The sequence below is a fragment of the Lyngbya sp. CCAP 1446/10 genome, assembly GCF_026130175.1.
In the GTDB taxonomy this organism is placed as follows: Bacteria; Cyanobacteriota; Cyanobacteriia; order Cyanobacteriales; family Microcoleaceae; genus Microcoleus.
The window spans coordinates 15330-37201 of record NZ_JAIGNI010000058.1 but is presented as its reverse complement, the minus strand read 5'-3'; the positions used below and the strand labels follow the sequence as shown (position 1 = coordinate 37201).

16 protein-coding genes are annotated in these 21872 nt (G+C 45.5%); 5 read left to right on the top strand and 11 right to left on the bottom strand.

The annotated features are described in order from the left end of the window. Nucleotides 1-245: 245 nt before the first annotated feature. The 4 genes from thrB to K4039_RS21390 form a co-directional block, all read right to left on the bottom strand. Nucleotides 246-1307, bottom strand: coding sequence for a homoserine kinase (thrB, locus tag K4039_RS21405; RefSeq protein ID WP_265238311.1), 1062 nt, complete (start codon nucleotides 1305-1307; stop codon nucleotides 246-248). A gap of 101 nt (nucleotides 1308-1408) precedes the next feature. Next, on the bottom strand, nucleotides 1409-1885 hold the full coding sequence (locus tag K4039_RS21400) for a tetratricopeptide repeat protein (RefSeq protein WP_265238309.1): 477 nt from the start codon (nucleotides 1883-1885) through the stop codon (nucleotides 1409-1411). Between the two features lie 7 nt (nucleotides 1886-1892). Continuing rightward, on the bottom strand, nucleotides 1893-2459 hold the full coding sequence (locus tag K4039_RS21395) for a Uma2 family endonuclease (protein WP_265238307.1): 567 nt from the start codon (nucleotides 2457-2459) through the stop codon (nucleotides 1893-1895). 141 nt (nucleotides 2460-2600) lie between these two features. Beyond that, the gene (locus tag K4039_RS21390) at nucleotides 2601-3836 is read right to left on the bottom strand and encodes a VWA domain-containing protein (protein WP_265238305.1); all 1236 of its coding nucleotides are present in this window, start codon (nucleotides 3834-3836) and stop codon (nucleotides 2601-2603) included. 72 nt (nucleotides 3837-3908) lie between these two features. Here K4039_RS21390 and K4039_RS21385 point away from each other — a divergent pair, with 72 nt between their 5' ends. The 3 genes from K4039_RS21385 to K4039_RS21375 all read left to right on the top strand — a co-directional run bounded on the left by K4039_RS21385 (nucleotide 3909) and on the right by K4039_RS21375 (nucleotide 6268). Then, a complete protein-coding gene (locus K4039_RS21385) occupies nucleotides 3909-4568 on the top strand; it encodes an ATP-dependent Clp protease proteolytic subunit (RefSeq protein WP_265238303.1) in 660 nt (219 codons plus the stop codon). 231 nt (nucleotides 4569-4799) lie between these two features. Then, complete coding sequence (locus K4039_RS21380; RefSeq protein ID WP_194065252.1) at nucleotides 4800-5393, top strand: ATP-dependent Clp protease proteolytic subunit; 594 nt, start codon at nucleotides 4800-4802, stop codon at nucleotides 5391-5393. A 248-nt stretch (nucleotides 5394-5641) separates the two neighbouring features. Continuing rightward, nucleotides 5642-6268, top strand: a complete 627-nt coding sequence (locus K4039_RS21375) for a J domain-containing protein (protein ID WP_265238302.1) — start codon at nucleotides 5642-5644, stop codon at nucleotides 6266-6268. A gap of 45 nt (nucleotides 6269-6313) precedes the next feature. Here the strand turns inward: K4039_RS21375 and K4039_RS21370 are convergent, their stop codons facing one another. From K4039_RS21370 to K4039_RS21360, 3 genes are all read right to left on the bottom strand, one after another. Continuing rightward, nucleotides 6314-7231: a serine/threonine-protein kinase gene (locus K4039_RS21370; RefSeq protein ID WP_265238300.1), complete on the bottom strand. Its 918-nt coding sequence runs from the start codon at nucleotides 7229-7231 to the stop codon at nucleotides 6314-6316. 125 nt (nucleotides 7232-7356) lie between these two features. After that, complete coding sequence (locus K4039_RS21365) at nucleotides 7357-8265, bottom strand: hypothetical protein (RefSeq protein ID WP_265238298.1); 909 nt, start codon at nucleotides 8263-8265, stop codon at nucleotides 7357-7359. Nucleotides 8266-8275: 10 nt separating this feature from the next. Next, nucleotides 8276-9781, bottom strand: coding sequence for an MBOAT family protein (locus K4039_RS21360; protein ID WP_265238296.1), 1506 nt, complete (start codon nucleotides 9779-9781; stop codon nucleotides 8276-8278). Between the two features lie 547 nt (nucleotides 9782-10328). Here K4039_RS21360 and K4039_RS21355 point away from each other — a divergent pair. Continuing rightward, nucleotides 10329-10559: a hypothetical protein gene (locus tag K4039_RS21355; protein ID WP_265238294.1), complete on the top strand. Its 231-nt coding sequence runs from the start codon at nucleotides 10329-10331 to the stop codon at nucleotides 10557-10559. 48 nt (nucleotides 10560-10607) lie between these two features. Here the strand turns inward: K4039_RS21355 and K4039_RS21350 are convergent, their stop codons facing one another. Continuing rightward, nucleotides 10608-11501 (bottom strand): EI24 domain-containing protein, encoded by an 894-nt coding sequence (locus K4039_RS21350; RefSeq protein WP_265238292.1) that lies wholly within the window; start codon nucleotides 11499-11501, stop codon nucleotides 10608-10610. A gap of 265 nt (nucleotides 11502-11766) precedes the next feature. Here K4039_RS21350 and K4039_RS21345 point away from each other — a divergent pair, with 265 nt between their 5' ends. Beyond that, nucleotides 11767-12516: a 2-phosphosulfolactate phosphatase family protein gene (locus K4039_RS21345; protein ID WP_265238313.1), complete on the top strand. Its 750-nt coding sequence runs from the start codon at nucleotides 11767-11769 to the stop codon at nucleotides 12514-12516. Nucleotides 12517-12780: 264 nt separating this feature from the next. Here K4039_RS21345 and K4039_RS21340 read toward each other — a convergent pair whose 3' ends face one another. From K4039_RS21340 to K4039_RS21330, 3 genes are all read right to left on the bottom strand, one after another. Beyond that, nucleotides 12781-14196 carry a lipid-A-disaccharide synthase-related protein gene (locus tag K4039_RS21340; protein WP_265238290.1) on the bottom strand — a complete coding sequence of 472 codons (1416 nt, stop codon included), beginning with the start codon at nucleotides 14194-14196 and terminating at the stop codon, nucleotides 12781-12783. A gap of 469 nt (nucleotides 14197-14665) precedes the next feature. Then, complete coding sequence (locus tag K4039_RS21335; protein WP_265238288.1) at nucleotides 14666-19861, bottom strand: PAS domain S-box protein; 5196 nt, start codon at nucleotides 19859-19861, stop codon at nucleotides 14666-14668. Nucleotides 19862-20287: 426 nt separating this feature from the next. Continuing rightward, entirely contained in the window at nucleotides 20288-21580 is a 1293-nt protein-coding gene (locus K4039_RS21330) for an ATP-binding protein (RefSeq protein WP_265238285.1), read from the bottom strand. Nucleotides 21581-21872: the final 292 nt, after the last annotated feature.

Below are 21872 nucleotides of genomic sequence, written 5' to 3'. Positions count from 1 at the left end.
GTAAACTAAAGTAAATTATTTGATACTGAAGGTGGTTAGATCGCATTCGGTGTGGTAGCGATCTGCTATTGTCGCTACAATCGAGTGGGTTCAGAAACCGGGTTTTTTCCGAGATACTTCATTGTTACCCGCAGACTTGGTAAAAAACCCGGTTTCTTTGTCGGGGTGCGTGGGGCCGAGAAACCGGGTTTTTGATGACTGAAAGATTGCACAATTACCCTCTTGGCTACGCACCTTACCAATAATTAAGCCGAGACTTGCGATCCTTGGGTATCAGGGGAAATAGCCCTTACATCAGCCTTCACCCCAAATTCCATCCAAGCAGCAGCCATTGCTTCGGCAACAGCCCGCGCAGATGCTGAATTTGTCAAAGCCAAAATCGTCGGCCCGGCACCGCTAATTACCGTACCGTAAGCGCCAGCAGCCACAGCAGCTTGTTGCACAGATTCATATCCCCGAATCAGAGATTGGCGGTAAGGCTGGTGAATTTTATCTTGTAGGGCGCAGCGCAACCAGTTTTCATTACCCGTTTCCAAAGCCCGCACCAACAAACCGAGGTGTGCTGCATTGAAAATCGCATCAGCCCTGCTGTAATCTGCGGGCAAAACTTGGCGCGCTTCGGCGGTAGAAAGTTCAAAATCGGGAATGGCTACCACTGGCACGATATTAGAATGCCAGGGAATATCGCAAATCTCCCAGGAACCCCCCCCCGGCCCCCCCTTGCTAAGGGGGGGTGATGGTAGAATTTCCGGATCTAAGGGTGATTCTTCTCTTAGCCCAGCTTCACGGAGGGGAATTTCTTCTCTTAGCCCCACCTTACTAAGGGGGGGTTGGGGGGGTGGATTGCTAGCTGCGAGGCGACAACCTCCCAATAAAGCGGGGACAACGTTGTCGGGATGTCCTTCAAGTTCGATCGCCAACTGCATCACTTCCACCTGACTCAAAGGCTTACCGGCTAAACAATTCGCCGCGACTAACCCGCCGACAATAGCGGTAGCGGAACTTCCTAAACCCCTAGCCAATGGCACTTGCATATCTATATGGATTGTGACTGGCGGTGGCGATTGTTGGAGGTGTTGGTATAACTTGACAAAGGCTTGGTAAGCGAGATTGCTGTCGTCTGTCTTGACTTTGGCTGCTTCTGTACCTGTAACGGTAATTTTTAGTTTCTCTGTTGTGGAGGGTTCTAGTAGGGAGAATTGGAAGTGGTTGTAGAGGCTTAAGGCTGCGCCGATGCAGTCGAATCCGGGGCCGAGGTTGGCGGTGGTGGCGGGTACAGTGACGGTGACGGTGGAGATTACGGACATTTTTTGAATAGTTAATTTGGAGTGTTCAACCGCAGATGAACGCAAATGAACGCAGATGATTTTTTGGGTATTTATTTTATACCATGTTTTCACAAAGCTATTTATTGCCCCAGGCTTTGCAGGTGTTTCATGGCATCTTGATAATCTTCTGTCTTGCCGTCTTTTTGATAAATTTCGGCGGCTTTTTGATAGTCGGCAATTGCGCCCGGTTTATCTTTTAAGAAATAGCGGACTTTGGCGCGGTTGTAGTAAGCGTCGCCGTAGTTGGAGTTAATTTCAATGGCGCGATCGAAGTCGGCTTTGGCTGCTGGATAGTCTTTGAGGTTGCGGCCGTGAATGATGCCGCGTTTGTTGTAGGCTTGGGCGTAGTTGGGATTGAGGCGAATCGCTTCTGTGTAATCGGCGATCGCCCCTGGGATGTCTCCAGCCTCTGATTTGGCTAAACCGCTGTTAAATAAGTCTTCAGCCGAATTTTGAACGATTAGTATTGGTGAGGGTTTTGTAGAAATGGCAGGGGATATGCCGCCCAAAATTGTCACAAATCCCCAAAGGGCGATCGCCCTGTAAAAGAGTTTCATAAATAATCTAAGCAAAAATCTGAGCGACAGAGCAACTAAAACCAGGTAACAAAGGCGAAGTAAGTTGATCGTTTCTCAACAGTGTAGCAACTAGCCTTAAACTTGCTTGTTCCCTGCGATAAACCTCAATTTGCTGCAACCGCCAATTCACGATCCAGTATTCCTGTACTCCCCGCACTGAATAGAGTCTGAGTTTCAAATCTCTATCCCGTCTTTCATTGTCTGTACCAGCAGATAATACTTCAACAACTAACTCAGGGGCGGCGGTTAAATGGCCGGCTTCGTCTAGCAAGAGGGCCAAGCGTTCATTGCTGGCCCAAACTACATCAGGAATGACGTTATCGGCATCTGTGAAAATCAGCCCTGGATTGATTGCAGCTCGTCCTAAACCAGAAGACATCGACCAAGTATCAAGCACAGAGAAAAATCTGCCACAAGTCTGTTGATGACCCCAATGCGGTGATCTAGTCACAAATAACTCTCCATCAATAAGTTCATAACGATCGCCGTTATCGGGCAATAGTTCCAAATCGGCGGTAGTCCAGCGTACTTTATCAGATATTGTCTGGCTCATACAAGGGCTCTTGATAGGTGATACACACATTATAAACCGGTTCGTAGTAAGGACTTCAGTCCTCTCTGTGACTTTTAGTCAATTAGGATTAAAGTCTTTACTACGAACAATGCTGCCGATCGCAATTAACCGCACATTACACTACTTAAGAATAGTTTTAGAAGCAATCCGAGTTTTCTTGCGATCGGCTTCACTCAATTGTTCACCAGACTGCAAACGAGTAGCAGAGGTTTGCAGCACAGTTGCGGCACTTTTATCACCCATTTGCAGAGCAGTTTTAGCGGCCGTTTGCAGCATCGTGGCCGCACCCGCGCGATCGCCCTGTTGTAACCTAGTTTCTGCGAGTTGAGTTTGACGGTACTTAGCCAAAGCTAAAATGTGCTGCTGCACCATCGGGTTAAGTGCCGGCTGATAAACTTTCAGGACATTAGCAGAAAGTGCCACAGGATCGGAAAGCAAACCTTCACCGACACTCGGATCGTCATAGCGAATTTGCAATTGCCCGATCGCCTGCGTACCTTCCGGTAACTGTCCAATATAAATATTAGCCAAAACTACTCGCTCTACATCCTTCATTAAATCTCCCAGGCGCACCATAAAACGATCGCCCTCTTGCTGTACCGGTAATTCGATCGTATCTGGGGCAACTTGCGCGATCGGTTTAAGTTCGGCTAACCGCACTTTTGGCATTAGCGAAAATAGCAAATAAGCATTAGTCAAACCTACACCTTGGATGCGAGTAAACAGCTTGCCAAACTCATCAACCGCATCTTCGGGACGCTGAATGTGAGCCAGAGCACCGCCGCCCGCATCAGCAATCTTTTCCAAAATATCCTGGTTCCAGTTATCGCCAAATCCCAGAGAATTCAAAGTCATGTTATACTCGGCGGCTAGTTTCGCCAACTTCAAACAGCGGCTGTCGTCGCCGTGTTCGTTTTCGCCGTCAGTCAGCAGAAACGCCTGAGATATAGCTTCTTTTTTGCCTTTCCCCAACTCTTCAATACCTAACTTAATGCCCTCATCAATTGCTGTACCGCCGGCGGGGCGCAATTGCTCAATTTGGCGTTTAATGCTGGCGGGATCTCCCACAACTTGATTGGGGACGAGGACTTTGGCTTTGTGATCGAAAGCCACCGCGCAAAAGCGATCCCCAGGCTTCAACCTGTCCAGCAACCGTCCGGCGGCTTGTTTGACAGTTTCCAAGGGCCGTCCGCCCATCGAGCCGCTGTGGTCGAGAATCAGGCACAGGTTTAAGGGTACGCTGGAGTCGATCGCGCTTGCCGTCGCAGACACCGAAATGGCTAGCTGGCGCTGGGTTGAGGGCGCAGTAGCATCAAGGTTGGGGTCGTTTAACACCGGGAGCAAACTAACTTTCATGCGGGATACCTAAAGATTGCGTTACTATTTCTTATAAGAATAGCTCCATCAGTTCAGGCAACATTTCGGTTTATGAACACACCAATAAAAGCTGTGCAATCGCAATACTACGGGGAAGGCAACTCTCGGACGCCGCCTCCCGATTTGCCATCCCTGTTGCTGAAGGAGCGGATCGTTTATCTGGGTATGCCTCTGGTACCTGCGGTAACAGAACTGATTATCGCTGAACTGTTGTTCTTGCAGTACGAAGACCCGGATAAGCCCATCAAAATCTATATCAACTCGACAGGCACTTCTGGTTATAGTGGCGAACCCGTTGGCTTTGAAACGGAAGCCTTCGCTATTTGCGACACGATTCGGTACATTAAGCCGCCCGTGCACACTATTTGCCTCGGTTCGGCAATGGGCATGGCTGCGATGCTGCTAGCGGCGGGTACAAAGGGCTTTCGGGCGAGTTTACCCCACGCTTCGATCGTGTTGCACCAACCCAAGGCTTACACGCGGGGTCAAGCCAGCGACATTCAAATTCGGGCGAAGGAAGTGCTGGCAAATAAGGCGACGATGCTTGAGATTTTTGCAAGTTGTACTGGCCAACCGATCGAAAAAATTACTAAAGATATGGATCGGTTGCTGTACATGACACCCCAGGAAGCTAAAGAATACGGTTTGATCGATCGCGTTCTTGAAAGTTCGGAAGAATTGGCGAAACCGCTGGCTGCTGGAGTCATCTAACTGGGAATAGGGCATGGGGAATGGGGCATCGGGCATCGGGCATCGGGCATCGGGCATGAGTAATAATTAAGGGTTAATGGCTAGTAGTTTCTACCCTGATTAGTTATTCAATAGTCTTTTTATGACTAACAATTCCCAATTACCGATTCCTAACAATTACCGATTCCCAATTACCAATGCCCAATGCCCAATTACCAATTACCAATTACCAATTAAAAGGAGTTCCGAATTATGCCTATAGGTGTGCCAAAAGTTCCCTACAAAATGCCGGGGGGTTATGATACTCAGTGGATTAATATCTACGATCGCCTTTACCGGGAACGGATTATTTTCTTGGGTAAGGACATTGACGATGAAATTGCCAATCAAATCATCGCCGTGATGCTGTATCTGGATTCGGAAGATTCGGGTAAGGATATCATTTTGTACATCAATTCCCCAGGTGGGATGGTGTCGGCAGGCATGGCTATTTTTGATACCATGCAGCACATTAAATCGGACGTGGTGACGATTTGTGTGGGCTTGGCTGCTTCGATGGGTTCTTTCCTGCTGGCTGCCGGTACGAAGGGGAAACGGTTGGCTTTGCCTCACTCGCGGATTATGATTCACCAACCTTCTGGGGGTACGCGGGGACAAGCAACGGATATTCAGATTGAGGCGAAGGAGATTCTGCGGTTGCGCCACCAACTCAACGGTATCTATGCTAAAAATACCGGACAGCCGATCGAGAAAATCGAGAAAGACATGGATCGCGACTATTTCATGTCCGCCGAGGAAGCCAAAGAATACGGCTTGATCGACAAAGTAGTCGAAGATCGTCCTTAACAGTTGACAGTTGACAGTTGACAGTTGACAGTGAAGTTTTTAGGCAGGGGATTTAAGCCCCAGCCTAAAAACAATCCACCTACAACGTGGGGGCTTAAATCCCCTGTGATGCAGGTAAGTGATTTTTATAGGGAAGTAGTGCGGGGAAACCTCGCACTACGACCTAGTTCACAGTAAATTTTGGCAGAATCTTTACATTTAAGGATTCTGCCATATTTAATGGTATTATCCACGCTCATTCATGCTAAATGGATATTGCAGATTATTACCGACAGTTAGGACTCAGGTCTGGTGCGAGTTTATCGCAAGTTAAGGCTTCTTATCGAAAGTTAGCCAGACAGTATCACCCCGATGTGAATCCGGGAAACGAACAGGCTAAGAATAAGTTTATTGCTATTACTGAGGCTTATAAGTTCCTGGTGAATATTGCGCCCGCCGATGTTGCGGAGTCGAAAGTTGCCAATTCAACTGTGCCACCGACTGCGACAGCACCAGCGGAGGCGGTGAAAGCTCAACCGCAGGCTGTTAAGGTGACTCGGAAACAGCAACCGAATCCAGATAGCCAGGATCTGTCGGGGGCGGAAAAAAAGTTAAAGCAAGATGCTTATTTTGAACTGCAACAGTTGTTGAAATATCAAAGGTTTCCACGGGCGATCGCTCTAATTGAGGGTTTGGCTCAGCGGGTGCCCGAAGATTTGGAGGTGCGTCAGTGGCAGGCGATCGCCTATCAGCGCTGGGGACGGCATTTAATTAGCGAAAAGCAGGTTGATAAGGCGAGAATTTATTTGAAAAAAGCTGTAAAAACTGACCCTCACAATCGGGCTTTGTGGGCGGAAGTTGAGCGGGATTTTCGCAGGTTGGAAGAGATTTATTGATTGGGCATTGGGCATTGGGCATTGGGCATAGAGGATTGGAAATTATTAGTTCGATTCTGTGGAGGTAATCAAAAGGTCTATATTTTTGAGTTTTTCTAAAATGACTTGGGTGTTTTTCGGTCGGTTTTCGGGTAGGGGTTCCATCAATTCGTCGATCGACTCTACCAATGACTGGTCAACATCTAAAGCCTGGTTCCTCCAGTTAATCTTACCAGTTGTGAGATTTACAGGAAAGTCGATCGGCGATATGCCTGTCAATAAATGTACAAAAGTACGCCCCAGGGCAAAAAAGTCCGATCGCACTTCTGGTTTTCCTACAATTTGTTCCGGCGCGGAGTATCCAGCAGAACCTATCGGTGTGGTATCCGTGTCTGCTTCTACGGCGCAGCCGAAGTCAATTAATCGCAATGTTCCATCGGCTGCAAGCATCAGGTTGGATGGCTTAATATCCCGATGTACTAAATGATATTTGTGAATTGCCGGCAAAATATTGAGCATTTGTTGCAGCCAATCAACAGCTAGTGTTTGACAAACGTACTGGTTTTTCGTTAAGAATTCTGCCAAGTTTTCGCCGCTAATTTTTTCCATCACCAAACAAGACAATTTCTGGGAGTTATGGGGGAGTTTAATTGAGAAATAACCATCTGGTTCGACTTGGGGAACTTTCGCCTTTCCCACTAGCCAAATTAACACTCGCGCTTCTTGCTTGAACAAACGAAGTAAATCGGGATTGTGGCTGTGTTTCAAGAGTTTTAAAACTTTGACAGTTCCCCATTCGTTGTCCCCTGTTCCGAAATCTTCGACTTCAAAGATGTCTGTGGGGTGTGCGGGGTTGGGCGATCGCACTGGTTTAAGGATACGATAGCGATCGGCAATTAACAAAGCCGTGCCGCAAGCCTGACAATTTTGAGCAGCAGCAAGGTTTTCGCGTTGTTCGCATTGAGGATTTATGCAGTAACTCATCTGTCTTGATGCGTCCTGGACTGACGAATTTAACGGATTGATTCAATTATTAAAGCAGATTACGGGTTGATCCAGTACATCTCAGAAACCCGAAATCTGGGCCGCCACTCTTGACACCACCCCTACTAGCCCAGCAATTTATCCCTCAAAAACTCGGCAAAATCTCTAGCATCGCTGCGGATCAAGTGGATGCCGTCATTGGTACGCCATTCTCGCGGGGGCGGGGGTGGTAGCCACTCAAAGCGATCGGGCGGAAACAGCTTTTTCGCCAATTCTCGGACTTGTTTTATTCTGAGTGTAGCATTAACTCGCGACTCAAGCGGTATGTCAAATAAAACTACTTTTGCCCCGCTATCCTTTGTGATTTCAGCGATTTGATTTTTCATCAAATCAGCTTCTTGTTTCATATTTTTTGCATCTTGGTTTGACAAAGGTTTGCTTTGAATATCAACAGTCGTTTGGATAGCTTTTTGCGATAATTCGGGAGTAAGATTGCGACCTTCTAAGCTATCTAGTGCTTCTCGCTTCATCAGTTTTAGATTCTGCTTCGAGCGACTTTTAAAAGAATCAACAAAAACGCTAATCGGACGGTATTCCTCTCTCATCATCGGCAGATACTGGCGCAGCCAATAAAAAATAGGGTGATACAAAGAATCAACTAAGTCGGCATCTATTTTGCGGATAATAGTATCGTTAATTTCTACCAAAACTATCGGAGGCTTACTTTTACTTCTTTTAACTATTTCTAAACCTGTTTGGCTCGCTCCTCCCCCCAAAGCTATGCTCTTTACACCCTCTCCAATGTCTTTAACATTAAGGTTGGCAGCTAAGGAACTACCCACTATTACCATTTTTAGATCCGAATCATCCTGATATACATACCTTTGAGCTTTGACAATATTATTTTGAATCAGGCTAACTCCCTCAGAAGCTGGCACAACTCCGCCGCTGACAAGCACTTGATAAAAACTCATTAGAAACAGAAAAATTAGTACCGGGCGCAAAATAGAACGCAACTGGGGTTTGACAAACATAGAACACCTTCTAGAATTGGAAATAAATAAATTGTTTCGAGCTGCCGCTGTTGAGGAAGATCATTGCTAGCATAATTCCTAAAGCTAAATCTTGATAAAGACTCCAGACTTTTTGACCTTTTTTCATTGAATCTTGTTTCATCAGATTTTGCCAAGTGGGAAAATGAGGAATATGATAAATTACTACGGGTATGGAAAAAATTAGCGTCGGAATAATGTGAGTCCAACCGGGTTTAACTTTATAGTTGCGAAATAAAGTAACTGCGAAGTCAACCGCTTCTTCAAATCGCGGCAGTTTGAAAAGCAGCCATCCGAAGGAAACAAAAGAGAAAATTCCTATAACGCTAAGGCTGTCAAATAATAATTGCTGCCAGATTGGTTTGGTTTCTGTTTGATTTATTTCTGGCGATTGGTTTTTGGATTTATCGAACCCAAAAAAGCGTTCGACGGCTAAACCAAATCCGTGATAAATTCCCCAAACTGCATAACTCCAAGCAGCCCCATGCCATAATCCTCCTAAAGTCATTACTGTCATTAAGTTAACATAAGTTCGGATTTTTCCTTTGCGGTTTCCGCCGAGGGGAAAGTATAGATAATCTCTCAGCCAAGTTGATAGGGAAATGTGCCACCTTCTCCAGAATTCGGAGAGGGAACGGGAGATGTAGGGAAAGTCGAAGTTGTCGGGAATTTTGTAACCCAAAGCAGCAGCAAAACCGATCGCAATTAAGGAGTAACCGGCAAAATCGGCAAAGATTTGGATTGAGTAGCCGAACAGCAGGGTTAGGTTGGTAATAGTTCCAAACCCTTGGTAGTAGGGAAAGCTGATCCAGAAGGTGTAGTCTTTTAGGTTGTCGGCGATGACCATTTTTAGGAAGTAGCCGACAACGAGCGAGCGAAAAATGAAATTTGCAGGAATGTCTTTGAAATATTTAACGCCAAGTTGGGGATAAAATGTCTTGGATTTTAAAATTGGGCCTGACAGTAAATTCGGGAAAAAGCTAATGAAAAATGAAGTGTTGAGCAGGTGTTGGCTGAAGTTGGGAGAGACATAAGCGTGTGATTCGGTTTCGTTTTTGTCTTTTTGAGTCAGTACGTCAACTATTAAACTAATGCCTTCAAATGTGTAGAAAGAAATGCCGATCGGCAGAGGCAATTTTAAAAATAAATAAGCAATACTGCCTTCGGTTCTGGCAATATTAAAAACATCCGCCACAAAGGTGGTCAGCAAACCAGCGTATTTAAACAAACTCAAAATTAATACATTGAGAAATACTCCCGATAATGCCCAAATAAATCGCTGTTTCTTGTCGGGAATTTTGGCAACTTGAAAGCTGACAGTAGCGTTGATAATAATTGATAGCAGCAGGATTAGTAGCAGTGCGGGCGCGCTCCAACTGTAAAATATAAAGCTGGCAATTATGAGGATGGGAACTTGCAGTTTTTGCAAGGGAGGGAAATAATATATGGCGAAAACAATCGCAAAAAATACTAAAAATTCAATACTGTTAAATAACATATAGCCTTTCTTGTTTAGGTGAGGTATGTCCGGTAATGGGTAATAGGTAATAGGTACTTGCTAATTTGCCCTTGCTCACGCACGGGGGCAAACTCACTTGAGAAGCGCTATAGTTTTTGATTTCGCTTTTTTACCAGAAAGAATTGGTTTAAAGCCTCTCCCTTTGAGGGAGAAATTAAAATCCGACTATTCATTGCTTCAATCCTCTTCCTGCCAGGTAGAGGTAGCTGTCAACTGTCAACTGTCAACTGTCAACTGAATGAACCAGCCTGTGACTAACTATACCAAGCGCCTGCGACTAATGGCAAGAGCGGACTCATGGTGGGAGATCGATCGCCCTTCCTGACAAAGTGTAGCAAAGTTTACTGATTTTTGACGTTGTGACTACCTCTTGAGATAGATGCGCAAATACCTCCAGGGCAAGTTGCAATATTGGGAAACATTTCTTAACATATAGAGAACAAAGGGAATCCGAGGAGACACCAAAAATCCTTAAGCCCTTGGGGTGCGCGGTTAATCAGATTCTTCGCAAACAAGGGCTAAATCAATGAATAATCAGCAAAACTCCGAAGTTTCAGCATTTTTGTCAATGCTCCAAAAAGGCATTTGGCTGTTTGGGATTCTCTCTTGGATATTCGGGCTGACAGATAGAAGCATTGCACTATTGTCTGACGGATATTTGTCGGCGATCGATATTGTCCAGCTATTTACAGCTTCATTCTTTTTCGTTAGTTGGTTGTTTTTAAGCCCGTTTCTGAGTTTTAAGTCCCAGAGTTAGCCGAAGGGAGAAAGCATTCGGCGGAAACTAGAAGCATCTCCCTAGTTTTTAAGTTGTAATGTTAGTTTCTGGGGCGCGGTTGGTTTCTTCTGGGGCAAAATGGGCGGGCCAAATGCGATCGCAAAAAAACAAAGTCCCCGCCGTCACGCACAGCGGAATCGCCAACAGATTCAACAGCGGAATACTCACCAAACCCAAACAAACTAAGCCAAAACTCCCGCTGGCCGGCAAACTCGCCCGAATTAGCTCAAACTTCTCCTGAAAAGGCAGCTTCCGCCGCTCCAAAGGTGCATTTAAAAAGTCCAAACCGACAATAATCGCGCCTAAAGCAACGCCGCCCAAAGTGCTAAGAATAGAGCCGAAGCCAGGGATAAAATTCAGCAGCAGCAGGGGTATGCCGATGCTCAACAAAATTTGTAGTTTTCGCAGTTCAAAGCCGATCGCCAATTGAATATCCCGAAAAATATTCGCCAAATTCATCGGTGCTTCTGCGGGCAATTGACCGTTCCGCAGCAGTTCCAATTGTTCGGAAAGTTGGCCATACCAGGGCGAACCTAAAATCACGCCGAACTGTACTAATAAAAACCCGATTATTACCAAAAGTCCTGACACTAGGAGTACGCGCAGCAGCCAGCCGAAAGCAACTGTTAACACGCCGAGAAAGCTCAGCCAAGCTGGCAAACTCGCAATTAAAGTATTAAATTGGACGGATAAATCGGCAACTAAAACGTCTATGCCTGCCAAACTGGGAAATAGCAAGCTTAAATAAAGACCGATACCAATTAGAAAATTTAGCACGACGGGAACTAATACATAAGTCCACAGCTTGGGAGTTTGCCAAATCAGCGTGAAAGCTCGCAAAGGATAGGTGAAACCTGCGAGGAATCCAATTGGTGTGCTAATGGCTGCGGGGGCGGGATTTGAATTGAGCTGTTTTGACATATGCAGAAGGAAGAAGGAAGAAGTCAGTAGTCAGTAGTCATTAGTCAGTAGTCAGTAGTCAGTAGTCAGTAGTCATCAGGAAGAAGGAAGAAGGAAGAAGGAAGAGGGATTTAGTTGTCTGACGCGATCGAATTCAGAAGCAATAAAATCAAGGATTTCAGGAATTAAGAACATCCTTACCGTCTTGGTGGTTGAGAGATTAGGCGTGAGAGTGTCATTTTCTATTATTATTGCGTATGAGGATTTATTGCAGGTAGCCCCAAAAGTGAAGCTTTTTATTTACCATACCCCGGAACTTACGCCAGCGGACAAAATGCCGGCTTGCGCGATCGCAGTTGATGTACTGCGGGCGACTACGACAATGGCAACGGCCCTGAATAATGGGGCGGAAGCTGTCCAAGTTTTCAGCGACTTAGATAAGCTGATGGCAGAGAGTGAAAAATGGCCTGCAGACAAGCGGATTCGGGCGGGAGAGCGCGGCGGAGGAACAGTTGACGGTTTTGACATGGGGAATTCTCCGCTGGACTGCCCGCGAGAAAAGGTGAGTGGGAAGCGAATTTTTATCAGCACAACTAACGGTACTCGGGCTTTGCAACGAGTGCAAGCTGCTGCAACTGTGTTGACGGCGGCTTTGATTAACCGCAAATCTGTGGTGCAGTTTCTGTTAAGTAAAAAGCCGGAAAGTATTTGGATTGTGAGTTCTGGTTGGGAAGGGAGTTATTCGTTGGAGGATACGGTGTGTGCTGGTGCGATCGCCCAAAGTCTCTTGGCAGAAAGTGGTATTCCGGCGATCGATTTTGCTGGTAACGATGAAGTATTTGGGGCGATCGCTCTTTATCTGCATTGGCAAGATCGGCTGCATGAATTGTTGGAAAAAGCCAGTCACGGCCAGCGCCTCCTCGGTTTGGGTGTGATTGAAGATTTAAAATATTGCGCGCAATTGGATACTTTAGATGTGCTCCCTATGCAGCGAGAACCGGGTGTTTTGGTGAAGTCGGATTTTAAAATTTCTTAGGCTGATTTCTGGGTTCCATATTCGGAAAAAACGGCGAATTAATTTTTTTCACGAGTTTGTAGCAATGCGTACCGATTGAGTTTGTATGGTGCGCATTGCGCACCGGTTCATTACGAGAATTAGGAATGTGCGCATTGCGCACCCTACGAGAATTAGGAATGTGCGCATTGCGCACCCTACGAGAGTTAGTAGTTAGCGAGCAATATTTTTTTTAAAGAAAGTAGAATTAAAGATATTCGGTAGGGACACAACATTGTTGTGTCCTTAATGTATTTTAGGCCATTGAGAATTGTTGGATTCACCACCGAACCGTTGAATTAAACACTCGGCAATTCGGGCTGATGCGCCGCTTTCTCCCATGCGGCGCCAGCCATTTTCAGCGATTAGCTGCAACCTGTCGGGATCGCGGAATAAAGACTGCACTGCGCCGGCAACTTCGACGGGATGTTTGACTAAAATTAATGATGGGCCTAAGAGGCGACTTTGAGCTTCTGCAAAAGCGGAAGTAAATTGCGGGCCGTTTCCGGGAATGGCGATCGCAGGTTTTCCTAAACCTACAAATTGTTCTGTAGCGGTTCCGGCCATTGCGATTGCTAAATCGGCTTCGGACAAACAATCGTTAAAACTTTGCTGAGTCAAGATCATCGTGGCATTTCTCTGCACAAATGTCAATGGCAAGAGCAAATTAGGAGATTCTTTATGAATTTCTTGAGCGCTAGAAACAGGAGGTCGCAAAATACTTCCTTCTCGCCGCTGCGTTCTAGTTTCGCCCTCTTGGCGCCAGCCGAAAAATTCTAAACTAGGTCGCAAAGCTTCTAAGTTTAATTCTGGAGAAATGGCTCCGAAAAATAACAATTTGCGATCGGCAAATAGCGACAAAATTCCGGCTACAGCCTCTACTATTAGCAGCCAATTCGCATAGGCTTCCGGCGCTCTAGAACCGGGCAGTAAGGTGATGACGAGCGATCGCGATCTTTCCCGAAACTCTGCATCAGGGCCGTAAAAACTGGCTGGGTTTTCCGGTTCGAGTCCGTCCATCATCGGATTTCCGAGATTGTAGACGGGAATTCCCAGCTTTTCTAAAGTCTCGGCGGTTAGCGCATCCCTGACAAAAACGGCGCGACAGCGGTTTCTCGTCATCAACCAGCGCTCCCAAGAGAAATAAACCGATCGCGGCGACGAAATCCAAGCAAAAAAACGGGATTTGCGAGCCAGAGGCCCGTTCTCGTCCCGCAAATAATAGTCGGACTTGGCGGTACCGACAAAGGCATAGGGCGCGCCGCTGAGCCAAGCAAACAGCAGTGGTACAATATCCCCGCAGGCTAAGATAACCGCGTCTTGATTCCCAGATTGTGTTTGCGATCGCACCCAAGCCCGGATCGCTTTAAACTGAGCTAGGGTCAACTGAAGTAGGCCGCCTTTGACATCGCGCAAAAATTCCCTTCCGTCCATGTAAATAAAGCCACCCGAAGGCATCCGCTGCACCGGGCCGATGATGGGGGCGTTTTCTAGTTGAGCGAAAGCTTGCCCTTCGCCCACTAGCGGAAACACGGCTAATTCTGGCGGGTGCGGGTGCTGTTGCAGTTCCCGCAAGATGCGAAGGGCGATCGCATCTTCTCCGTGGCCGTTACTGAGGCAAAGTAATTTCAATCCCAACTCTCTCAAAAACTCTCTTGTCAAAAAATAGCCTGAAAACCCTTTGACTTCAGTCTAGCATGAAAGGCAACTTTACAGTTTAGTTTACCAGAAATTTCAAGTTTAAAATAGTACAAAACACCTTCATTCAATTGACAGTTGACAGTTGACAGTTAACATCTACCTCTACCTGGAAGGAAAAAGATTGGAGTAATGAATCGTCGAATTTTAATTTCTCCCCGATCAGAGTTCCGGCTTTAAACCAATTATTTCTGGTAACATCGAGCCACATCCGGCGCCGCTCAAAATCTCTGCTGTCCCCAAAGATATCTGGCATTTTACAGCCGTTGCATTGTGGCTGACAGTTGGAGATTTATTTGGTTTTTAGATACAATTAACATTGTATAAGTGGGGTTTAAACCGCCCGCTCTGCTCCCGGATCAATTCCCAATTCCCAATTCCCAATTCCCAATTCCCAATTCCCAATTCCCAATTCCCAATTCCCAATTCCCAATTACTTCCCCTCAATATACTGCTGTAAAATCTGCCGAATTTGTTTAAGCTGAAATCCCTTAGCAAGTTGGCGCAGCTTCGTGGCAAACGGCACTAATTTTTGCTCCAAACTTTCCAGCTTAGCGCTCTCCTCAAAAATTTCTTCAATGTCGCCCATAGCTGCGAGTTTCAAAAGTTTTGCTACCGACTCAGAAGCAGCAGGTAACAGAGAAGCATAAGCAGGAAAATTAGATACTGGTGGCAAACTGGGAGTTGTCCGCTTTTTGCTTGCCGAAGATTCCTCGTAAATCCATTCTAGTTTCAAATGCACTCGCAACTGTTCCAAAAACTGATTGACTTCGATCGGCTTCGGAAGAAAATCATCGCACCCTGCAAGGATGCTCTCTTGTTGCGTAGCCTCGAAAACGCTAGCTGACAGAGCGATTAACACCACATTTTTAAATTCCGGCAACTTCCGCAGTCTCCTGGCAGTTTCTAAGCCATCCATTACAGGCATCCGCAAGTCCATTAAAATCACATCTGGTTGAAACATAACTGCTTTCCAGAGGCATTCTTCACCATTTTTAGCCTCGGCAATTTCAAATCCCAAACGTTGTAGCATCCTGCATAACAAATCACGATTTAGTTGATCGTCCTCCACGATTAGCACTTTCCGCTTTTTGCCAACAAAACCGATAAGCCAGCGTTTTCTCCGCAAAGGAGAAACTTTTAAGTCCAGTTTGGCTGCGGGCAATTCTAAATCAAGCCAGAAAGTGCTGCCTTTGCCAAAAGTGCTATTGACGCAAATTTGGCTGCCCATTAGTTTCGCTAATTTCTGGCTAATCGAGAGTCCGAGACCCGTACCTTCAATAAATGTATTGCCTGCTGCTTGGTGGAAAGGCAAAAATATTTCTTCTAACTTATTTTCATCTATTCCCGTCCCAGTATCCTCGACTTGAAAACGGATTTTTAAAGCGTGTTTCGCTGCGTTCGCATTGTGAAAGAATCGCAGATAGTTTTCTTTCAGTTCCGAACTCAAAAGCGACAATTGATATTTTTCTCCTTGGCTTAGACTCCAGGCCTCTGTGCCGACATACCCGACTTTGAAAGTTACTCCGCCGCTGTTAGTAAATTTAACAGCATTACTGAGTAAATTTATCAGAACTTGGCGCAATCTTTTTGGATCGACATGGACGCAGCTAGGCAAGGGAGATACTTGTTCGTAATTGAAACGAATTCCTTTTTGAGCAGCCCGCATCTGAAACAGGTCGGCAATATTTTTTGTGAAATTTAGAAAATTTAACTCCTCTGGGTAGAGTTCCATTTTTCTAGCTTCGATTTTGGAAAGGTCTAAAATATCGTCGATTAACATCAGCAAGTGTTCGCCGCACTGTTGAATGTTGGTGAGACTTTCTTGCTGATCTGAGCTTAAGTCTTTGTCGGTTTTGAGGATTTGAGCGTAGCCTAAAACGCCGTTTAAAGGCGTGCGCAGTTCGTGGCTCATGTTGGCGAGAAATTCACTTTTGGCACGGTTGGCGGTTTCTGCTGCTAATACGGCTTGTTGGAGGGCGGATTCTGCTTGTTTGCGATCGGCAATTTCGGTTTGTGCTTGTTCAAATAGCGTCGATTGCTGGATCGCGATCGCCAATTGCACGCACAATTGCCGGAGGGATTCTATTTCTGAGGAATCCCAGGGACGGGGGCCTCTGCAATCCTGGGCGATCAGCAGTCCCCAGAGCTGATTTTCTGCGGTCGGTTGGGTCTGGGAAATAGTTTCTCGTGCTTTTAAAATCGGCACTATTAAGTTAGCTTTTACTTCAAATCCTTCCAGCATTTTAATGTGGCATTCAGTCAAATTTTCCAGATAAATATCTTCCATAGCTCGAATATAGCCTTGCTGGTAAATCTCAACAAATCTCTCTTTAAAACAGTAGTCAAGATTGTCAAAGTCTCGCAGCGAAATTCTATCTTGTGCTACGGATTCCACAACTACAATGCCGCTCCAGTCGGGATTGAAGCGGTAAATGACTGTGCGGTCTGTTTGCAAAAATTGCCGCACTTGTTCGACAGCAGCGGTGAGGACTTCTTCTAAATTGAGGGAGGAGCGAATGCGATCGAGCATGGCAACTACCAGCCGTTCTCGCCTTAGTTGGTGTAGCAGCGCCATCTCGGCTTGTTTGCGATCGGTGATGTCGGTAATTACTCCCACTAACCCGATTAAATTGCCAGTTTCATCTTTAATACAGTCGGCGCGAAATAAAGTTGTTACCAGTTCGTTGCTTTTAGTTTGGATTTTGAGTTCGCCTTGCCAAGATTTGCCTTTACGGATCGTTTTAAACATTTCTACCAGCACTGGAGTTTGGGGGTAAATTGCCGTTGCTCCGCCTGCTGTGTTTAGTTCTTCTGCTGTGTAGCCGTACCGCTGAATAAACGCCTGATTGTGGTAGATCGATCGCCCTGTCAAGTCAGCAATGCCGATCGCATCACTCGTACTTTCCACCGCTTGAGTCACCCGCAGTAGGTCTAATTCGGCTTTTTTGCGATCGCTAATATCAGTAATACTGCCAATATAGCCTTTAACTTCCTGCTGGTCTCCGATTTCGGCGATCGCCTGACCGATCGCCCAAATTACACGACCATCTGGACGCTGAAAGCGGTATTCTGATTTAAAAGGAATTTTTTCAATAATTGCCCGATACCATTCATGTTTTACCCGCTCCGCATCATCGGGATGAATGCCATACATCCAGCCAGTTTCTGCTGCTAATTCTGCATTTAATCCCGTGATTTCGCTCCACCGCTGATTCACATAAAAGCAATTGCCAAACGCATCGCTGTGAAATATACAAACTGGCGATGCTTCTGCCAAAGTTTGATAGCGGCGCTGACTCAATTGCAGTGCTGATTCTGCTTGTTTTCTTTGAGTGATATCGCGAACGATCGAAATCATCTCGCCGCCTGCAAGCATAGTTAGCGATAATTCTTGAGGGAACTGACTACCGTCGCGGCGCTGGCCAGTTCCTTCTATACTGCAATAACCTTTTTCCTGGACAAGTGGCATTACTTCTCGTTCAAGATATTGAATTTCTGCGGGGCTATAGAGCATTTGCCATTTTTTTCCTTGCAGTTCGCTATGGTCAGCCCAGCCGTACATTCTGAGATAAGCATCATTTGAATAAATACATTCTTTACGCTCGTTAAAAATGGCGATTCCGTCATGGGCAGAGGCCATTGCTACTGCTTGCCGCTGAAGTTTCGACTCAGCTTGTTTGCGAGAAGTAATATCGCGGCCAACCGCATAAATTAAACCTTCTTCGCTAAAGGGCGAGGCCGTCCACAGCAACCATTTGTAAGAACCATTTTTGCAGAGACAGCGGTTTTCAAAGTAAATACTGGGCGCACCAGTTATTAGTTTTTCCGCTTCGACTAGAGTGGCTTCTCGATCATCTGGATGAATACATTCGATTGCTGGCTTGGCGAGCAGTTCGGCACTACTGTAGCCCAGGGCCGTTGACCAAGCAGGATTTAAACGTTTAAAATTGCCGTCGAAACCGACAATGCAAAGCAAGTCTAAAGAAATGGTGAAAAAGCGATCGCGCTCTGTTTGGGCCTGCTTTAATTCAGTGATATCCATCACTAAACCGTCCCAGAGAATATCGCTTTCGCTCCCAGAGTTTGTCTCATTATTGAGCCTTTCCGGTCTTGCCGCTCCTTGTAGCCACTTAACTTTTCCCGATCGCATAATATGTCGCCACTGCTGCTGCCAAGGTTCCAGAGTAGCCGCTGAAATTGCGATCGATGCTTCCAAATCTAAGCGATCGTCTGCGTGAATTGTGCTGAAAATTAGTTCCGCATTTTGCTCTATTGCTTCTGCCTCTAATTCGTACAGTTGGCGACTGCCTGAAGAGACGTAAGGAAAAGACTTTTTTCCAGTTGCTGATATTCGGAATTGATAAATTGCCCCCGGTAAATTAGCTACCATTTTTTGAAATCTAGCTTCGCTTTGTTCCAGGGCTTTCTGCTGGCGTCTGTATTCGGTAAAATCTCTAATTGTGCCAACTATTACTTTACTGCCGTCTGCTATTTTAAAGACGCTTTTTTTGGTAGAGATGATACGTTCTTTCCCTGCGGCGTCTGTGAATTTTTCTTCGATTTCCAAACAGATACCCGTTGTCAAGACTTCTTCATCTTTTGCCCAAAAAACATCAGCTTCAGATTTTGGAAAAAAGTCATAATCTGATTTGCCGATCAGTTCTTGCCGCGATTTGCCGAGCAACTGACAAAAAGCATCATTTAATATCATCCAGCGATGCTGCTCGTCTTTGACAAAAATTGGGTCGGGCGTAGCATTTATGGTGTGGTTTAAAAATTCTTCTGACGCTTTCAGTTTGGCTTCGTAGCGGTAGCGATCGCTCACATCTAACACTACTTCAATTATTCGGTCAATCGACCCATCTTGGCGGCGGATACAGCGCAGCGAAACTCGTGTGTAAACTATTTCGCCGTCTTTTCTAAGCCACCTTTTATCTAAGATGTAGGCATCGAGCGTACCTGCTAACATCTGAGACAATTTTTCAAAATTGGCATCAAAATCCTCTGGATGAGTCAACTCCAGCCAATTCTTTTGTACGAGTTCGTCGCGCTCGTAGCCAAGCAAATTGCACAACGCATCGTTAGTTTCTATCCACTTGCAATTTTCAGGAATTGGGGGTTCAATAGTTGGCGTAATTATGGCAATTCCGATCAGGGAATTTTCCACCACCGAGCGATATTTTTCTTCGCTTTTTCGCAAAGCATCTTGGCTGTTCTGGCGTTCTATGGCGTAACGGAGCGATCGAATTAACAGTTCGCCATCGATTTTTCTTTTGACTAAATAGTCCTGTACGCCCACCGAAATCAACCGCAGGGCAAGCTCTTCGTCGTTTTGGGCGGTCAAAACTACGATCGGCACATTTACCCCGTACTCTTGTACGCGAGCCACCGTCTCGATGCCCAGACTATCTGGCAGTGAAAGGTCTAATAAAATTATGTCAAAAGTTTCTTGATTCAATCGCTGCTGCGCTTCACTGAGGCGCTCTACTTTCGTCAGCAATATACGCTGCCGCCCGCCAATTCCTGACAGCAAATCTTCAATAAGCTCAGCTTCTTGAGGGTTATCTTCTACTAACAAAACTTTCAAGCAGGTAGGAGGCACAGCTAAGTTAAAAACTGCTTTCATAATATTCATTTATCAAAAATTGTGTCAAGCTAACTTGGATTTTATCTTTGATTGCCGGGGCAGTTATTGAATTGTACCTACACATAGATCGGCGGTCAGATTGCGGTGTGAGCGAGCGCTACAAAAATTGTGTTTAATAGTTAAAATCATATCACGAACTGACTCGACTGTCAACGCAAAATATTTTTCATTCTAACTGGCAATTTAACTTCTACCTCCCAGGTTTTGCCTGAAAATATAAGATTTAATTCAGATCCCCCTGCCTTCTAGCTTCTACATATAGCAACCGCCATATCGGTGAGGATATAAATAACTTCATGAATAGAGCTGATACCGTCAAGCATCAATGGTTTGATTCCCGTTATGCAACTGTCAACTGTCAACTGTCAACTGTCAACTGCTATAAGTGCCTGCATGATGTCTCGATTAAGCGAGAGTAAAGTGAAAAGTTGAACCTTGACCCGGTTCCGACTCCACCCAAATAGATCCGCCGTGACGTTCCACAATCTTTTGACAAATTGCTAAACCAATACCTGTCCCAGAGTATTCTCTTTGAGTGTGCAAGCGCTGAAAAATTTGAAAGATGCGTTCTTGATGCTGCGGAGCAATCCCAATTCCATTATCCGAGACAGAAAATAACCAGTTTTCCTCCTGTTTACCAGCGGTAATATGAACCTGCGGCGGTGCATCTTGGCGATATTTAATCGCATTGCCGAGTAAATTTTGAAAGAGCTGTACGAGTTGAGAAGAATCCCCCATTACCGCTGGCAATTCGCTGTAAGTAACAACTGCTTGAGTGTCGCGGATCGCCCCTTGCAGGTTGGCAATTGCTTGCTCGATTGCCTGATTGCAATCTGTCATTTGAAAAGGTTTCCGACTCCGGCCAACTCGCGAATATTCGAGCAAATCGTCAATTAAAGTTTGCATTCTCGTGCAGCCATGAACGATATTGCCGATAAACTTACTACCTTGGCTGTCGAGTTGGTCTTTATAGCGTTTTTCTAAAAGTTGAGCGTAGCTGGCGATGGTTGCTAAAGGCGCTTGCAAGTCGTGAGAAGCCACATAAGCAAATTGCTCTAGTTCCGCATTTGAACGCGCCAATTCTTGGTTAGATTTTAAGAGAGCCGATTCGGCGTACTGGCGCTGCGATATCTCTTGTTGGAGGAGCAAATTTTGCTCTTGCAAAGCTTTTTCAACGGCGAGGCGGTTGCTGATTTCTTGTTGTAGGATTTGGTTTTTTTCGTGAAGGTTTTTTTCAACGGCTAAGCGGCTGGTGATTTCTTCTTGAAGCAGCACATTTTGTTCTTTTAGCTGCTTTTGTAAATTCCGCAGGGTAAGGTGACTTTCGATGCGTGCGAGCACTTCTTCAAACTGAAATGGCTTGCTGATGTAGTCAACTGCTCCCACAGCAAAGGCGTTTACTTTGTCGAATAATTCATCTTTAGCACTGATAAAAATTACCGGAATTTCGCGAGTTTTTGCTTCAGATTTTAGGTGCTGGCAGACTTCATAACCGTTCATTTCTGGCATCATTATGTCGAGCAAAATCAAATCCGGCGGATTAGAATTGCAGGCTCTGAGAGCCATTTGTCCGTTGATAACGCAGCGGGGTGCGTACCCCCGATGAGTCAACATCGTAGACAACAGGCGCAGGTTTTCTGGCGTATCGTCTACTATTAAAATGTTTCCTAATGTCGTCTCTGATTGCTGATTGTTCATTGATTGTTTTCCAAAATATAAAGGAAGTTCGGCAACGGATTGTGTAACGGATGTAACGGATGTAACGGATGCAATAAGGCTTAGTTATCCTCCACTGATAAGTCGGAAACAATCAAGATTTTCGGTAATTAAGCAATTCCTAACCGTCTGATACGGTTGCTATCTTTTATTTTTGAATTACACAAAAGAGGTGGTTCATAGTAAAAATATTGGGGAGATAGAACTATAAATATGCTCAAAAACAGGGTTTATAACCATTGGTTTGTCCACAATTTTTGTTATTGTTCGTTTA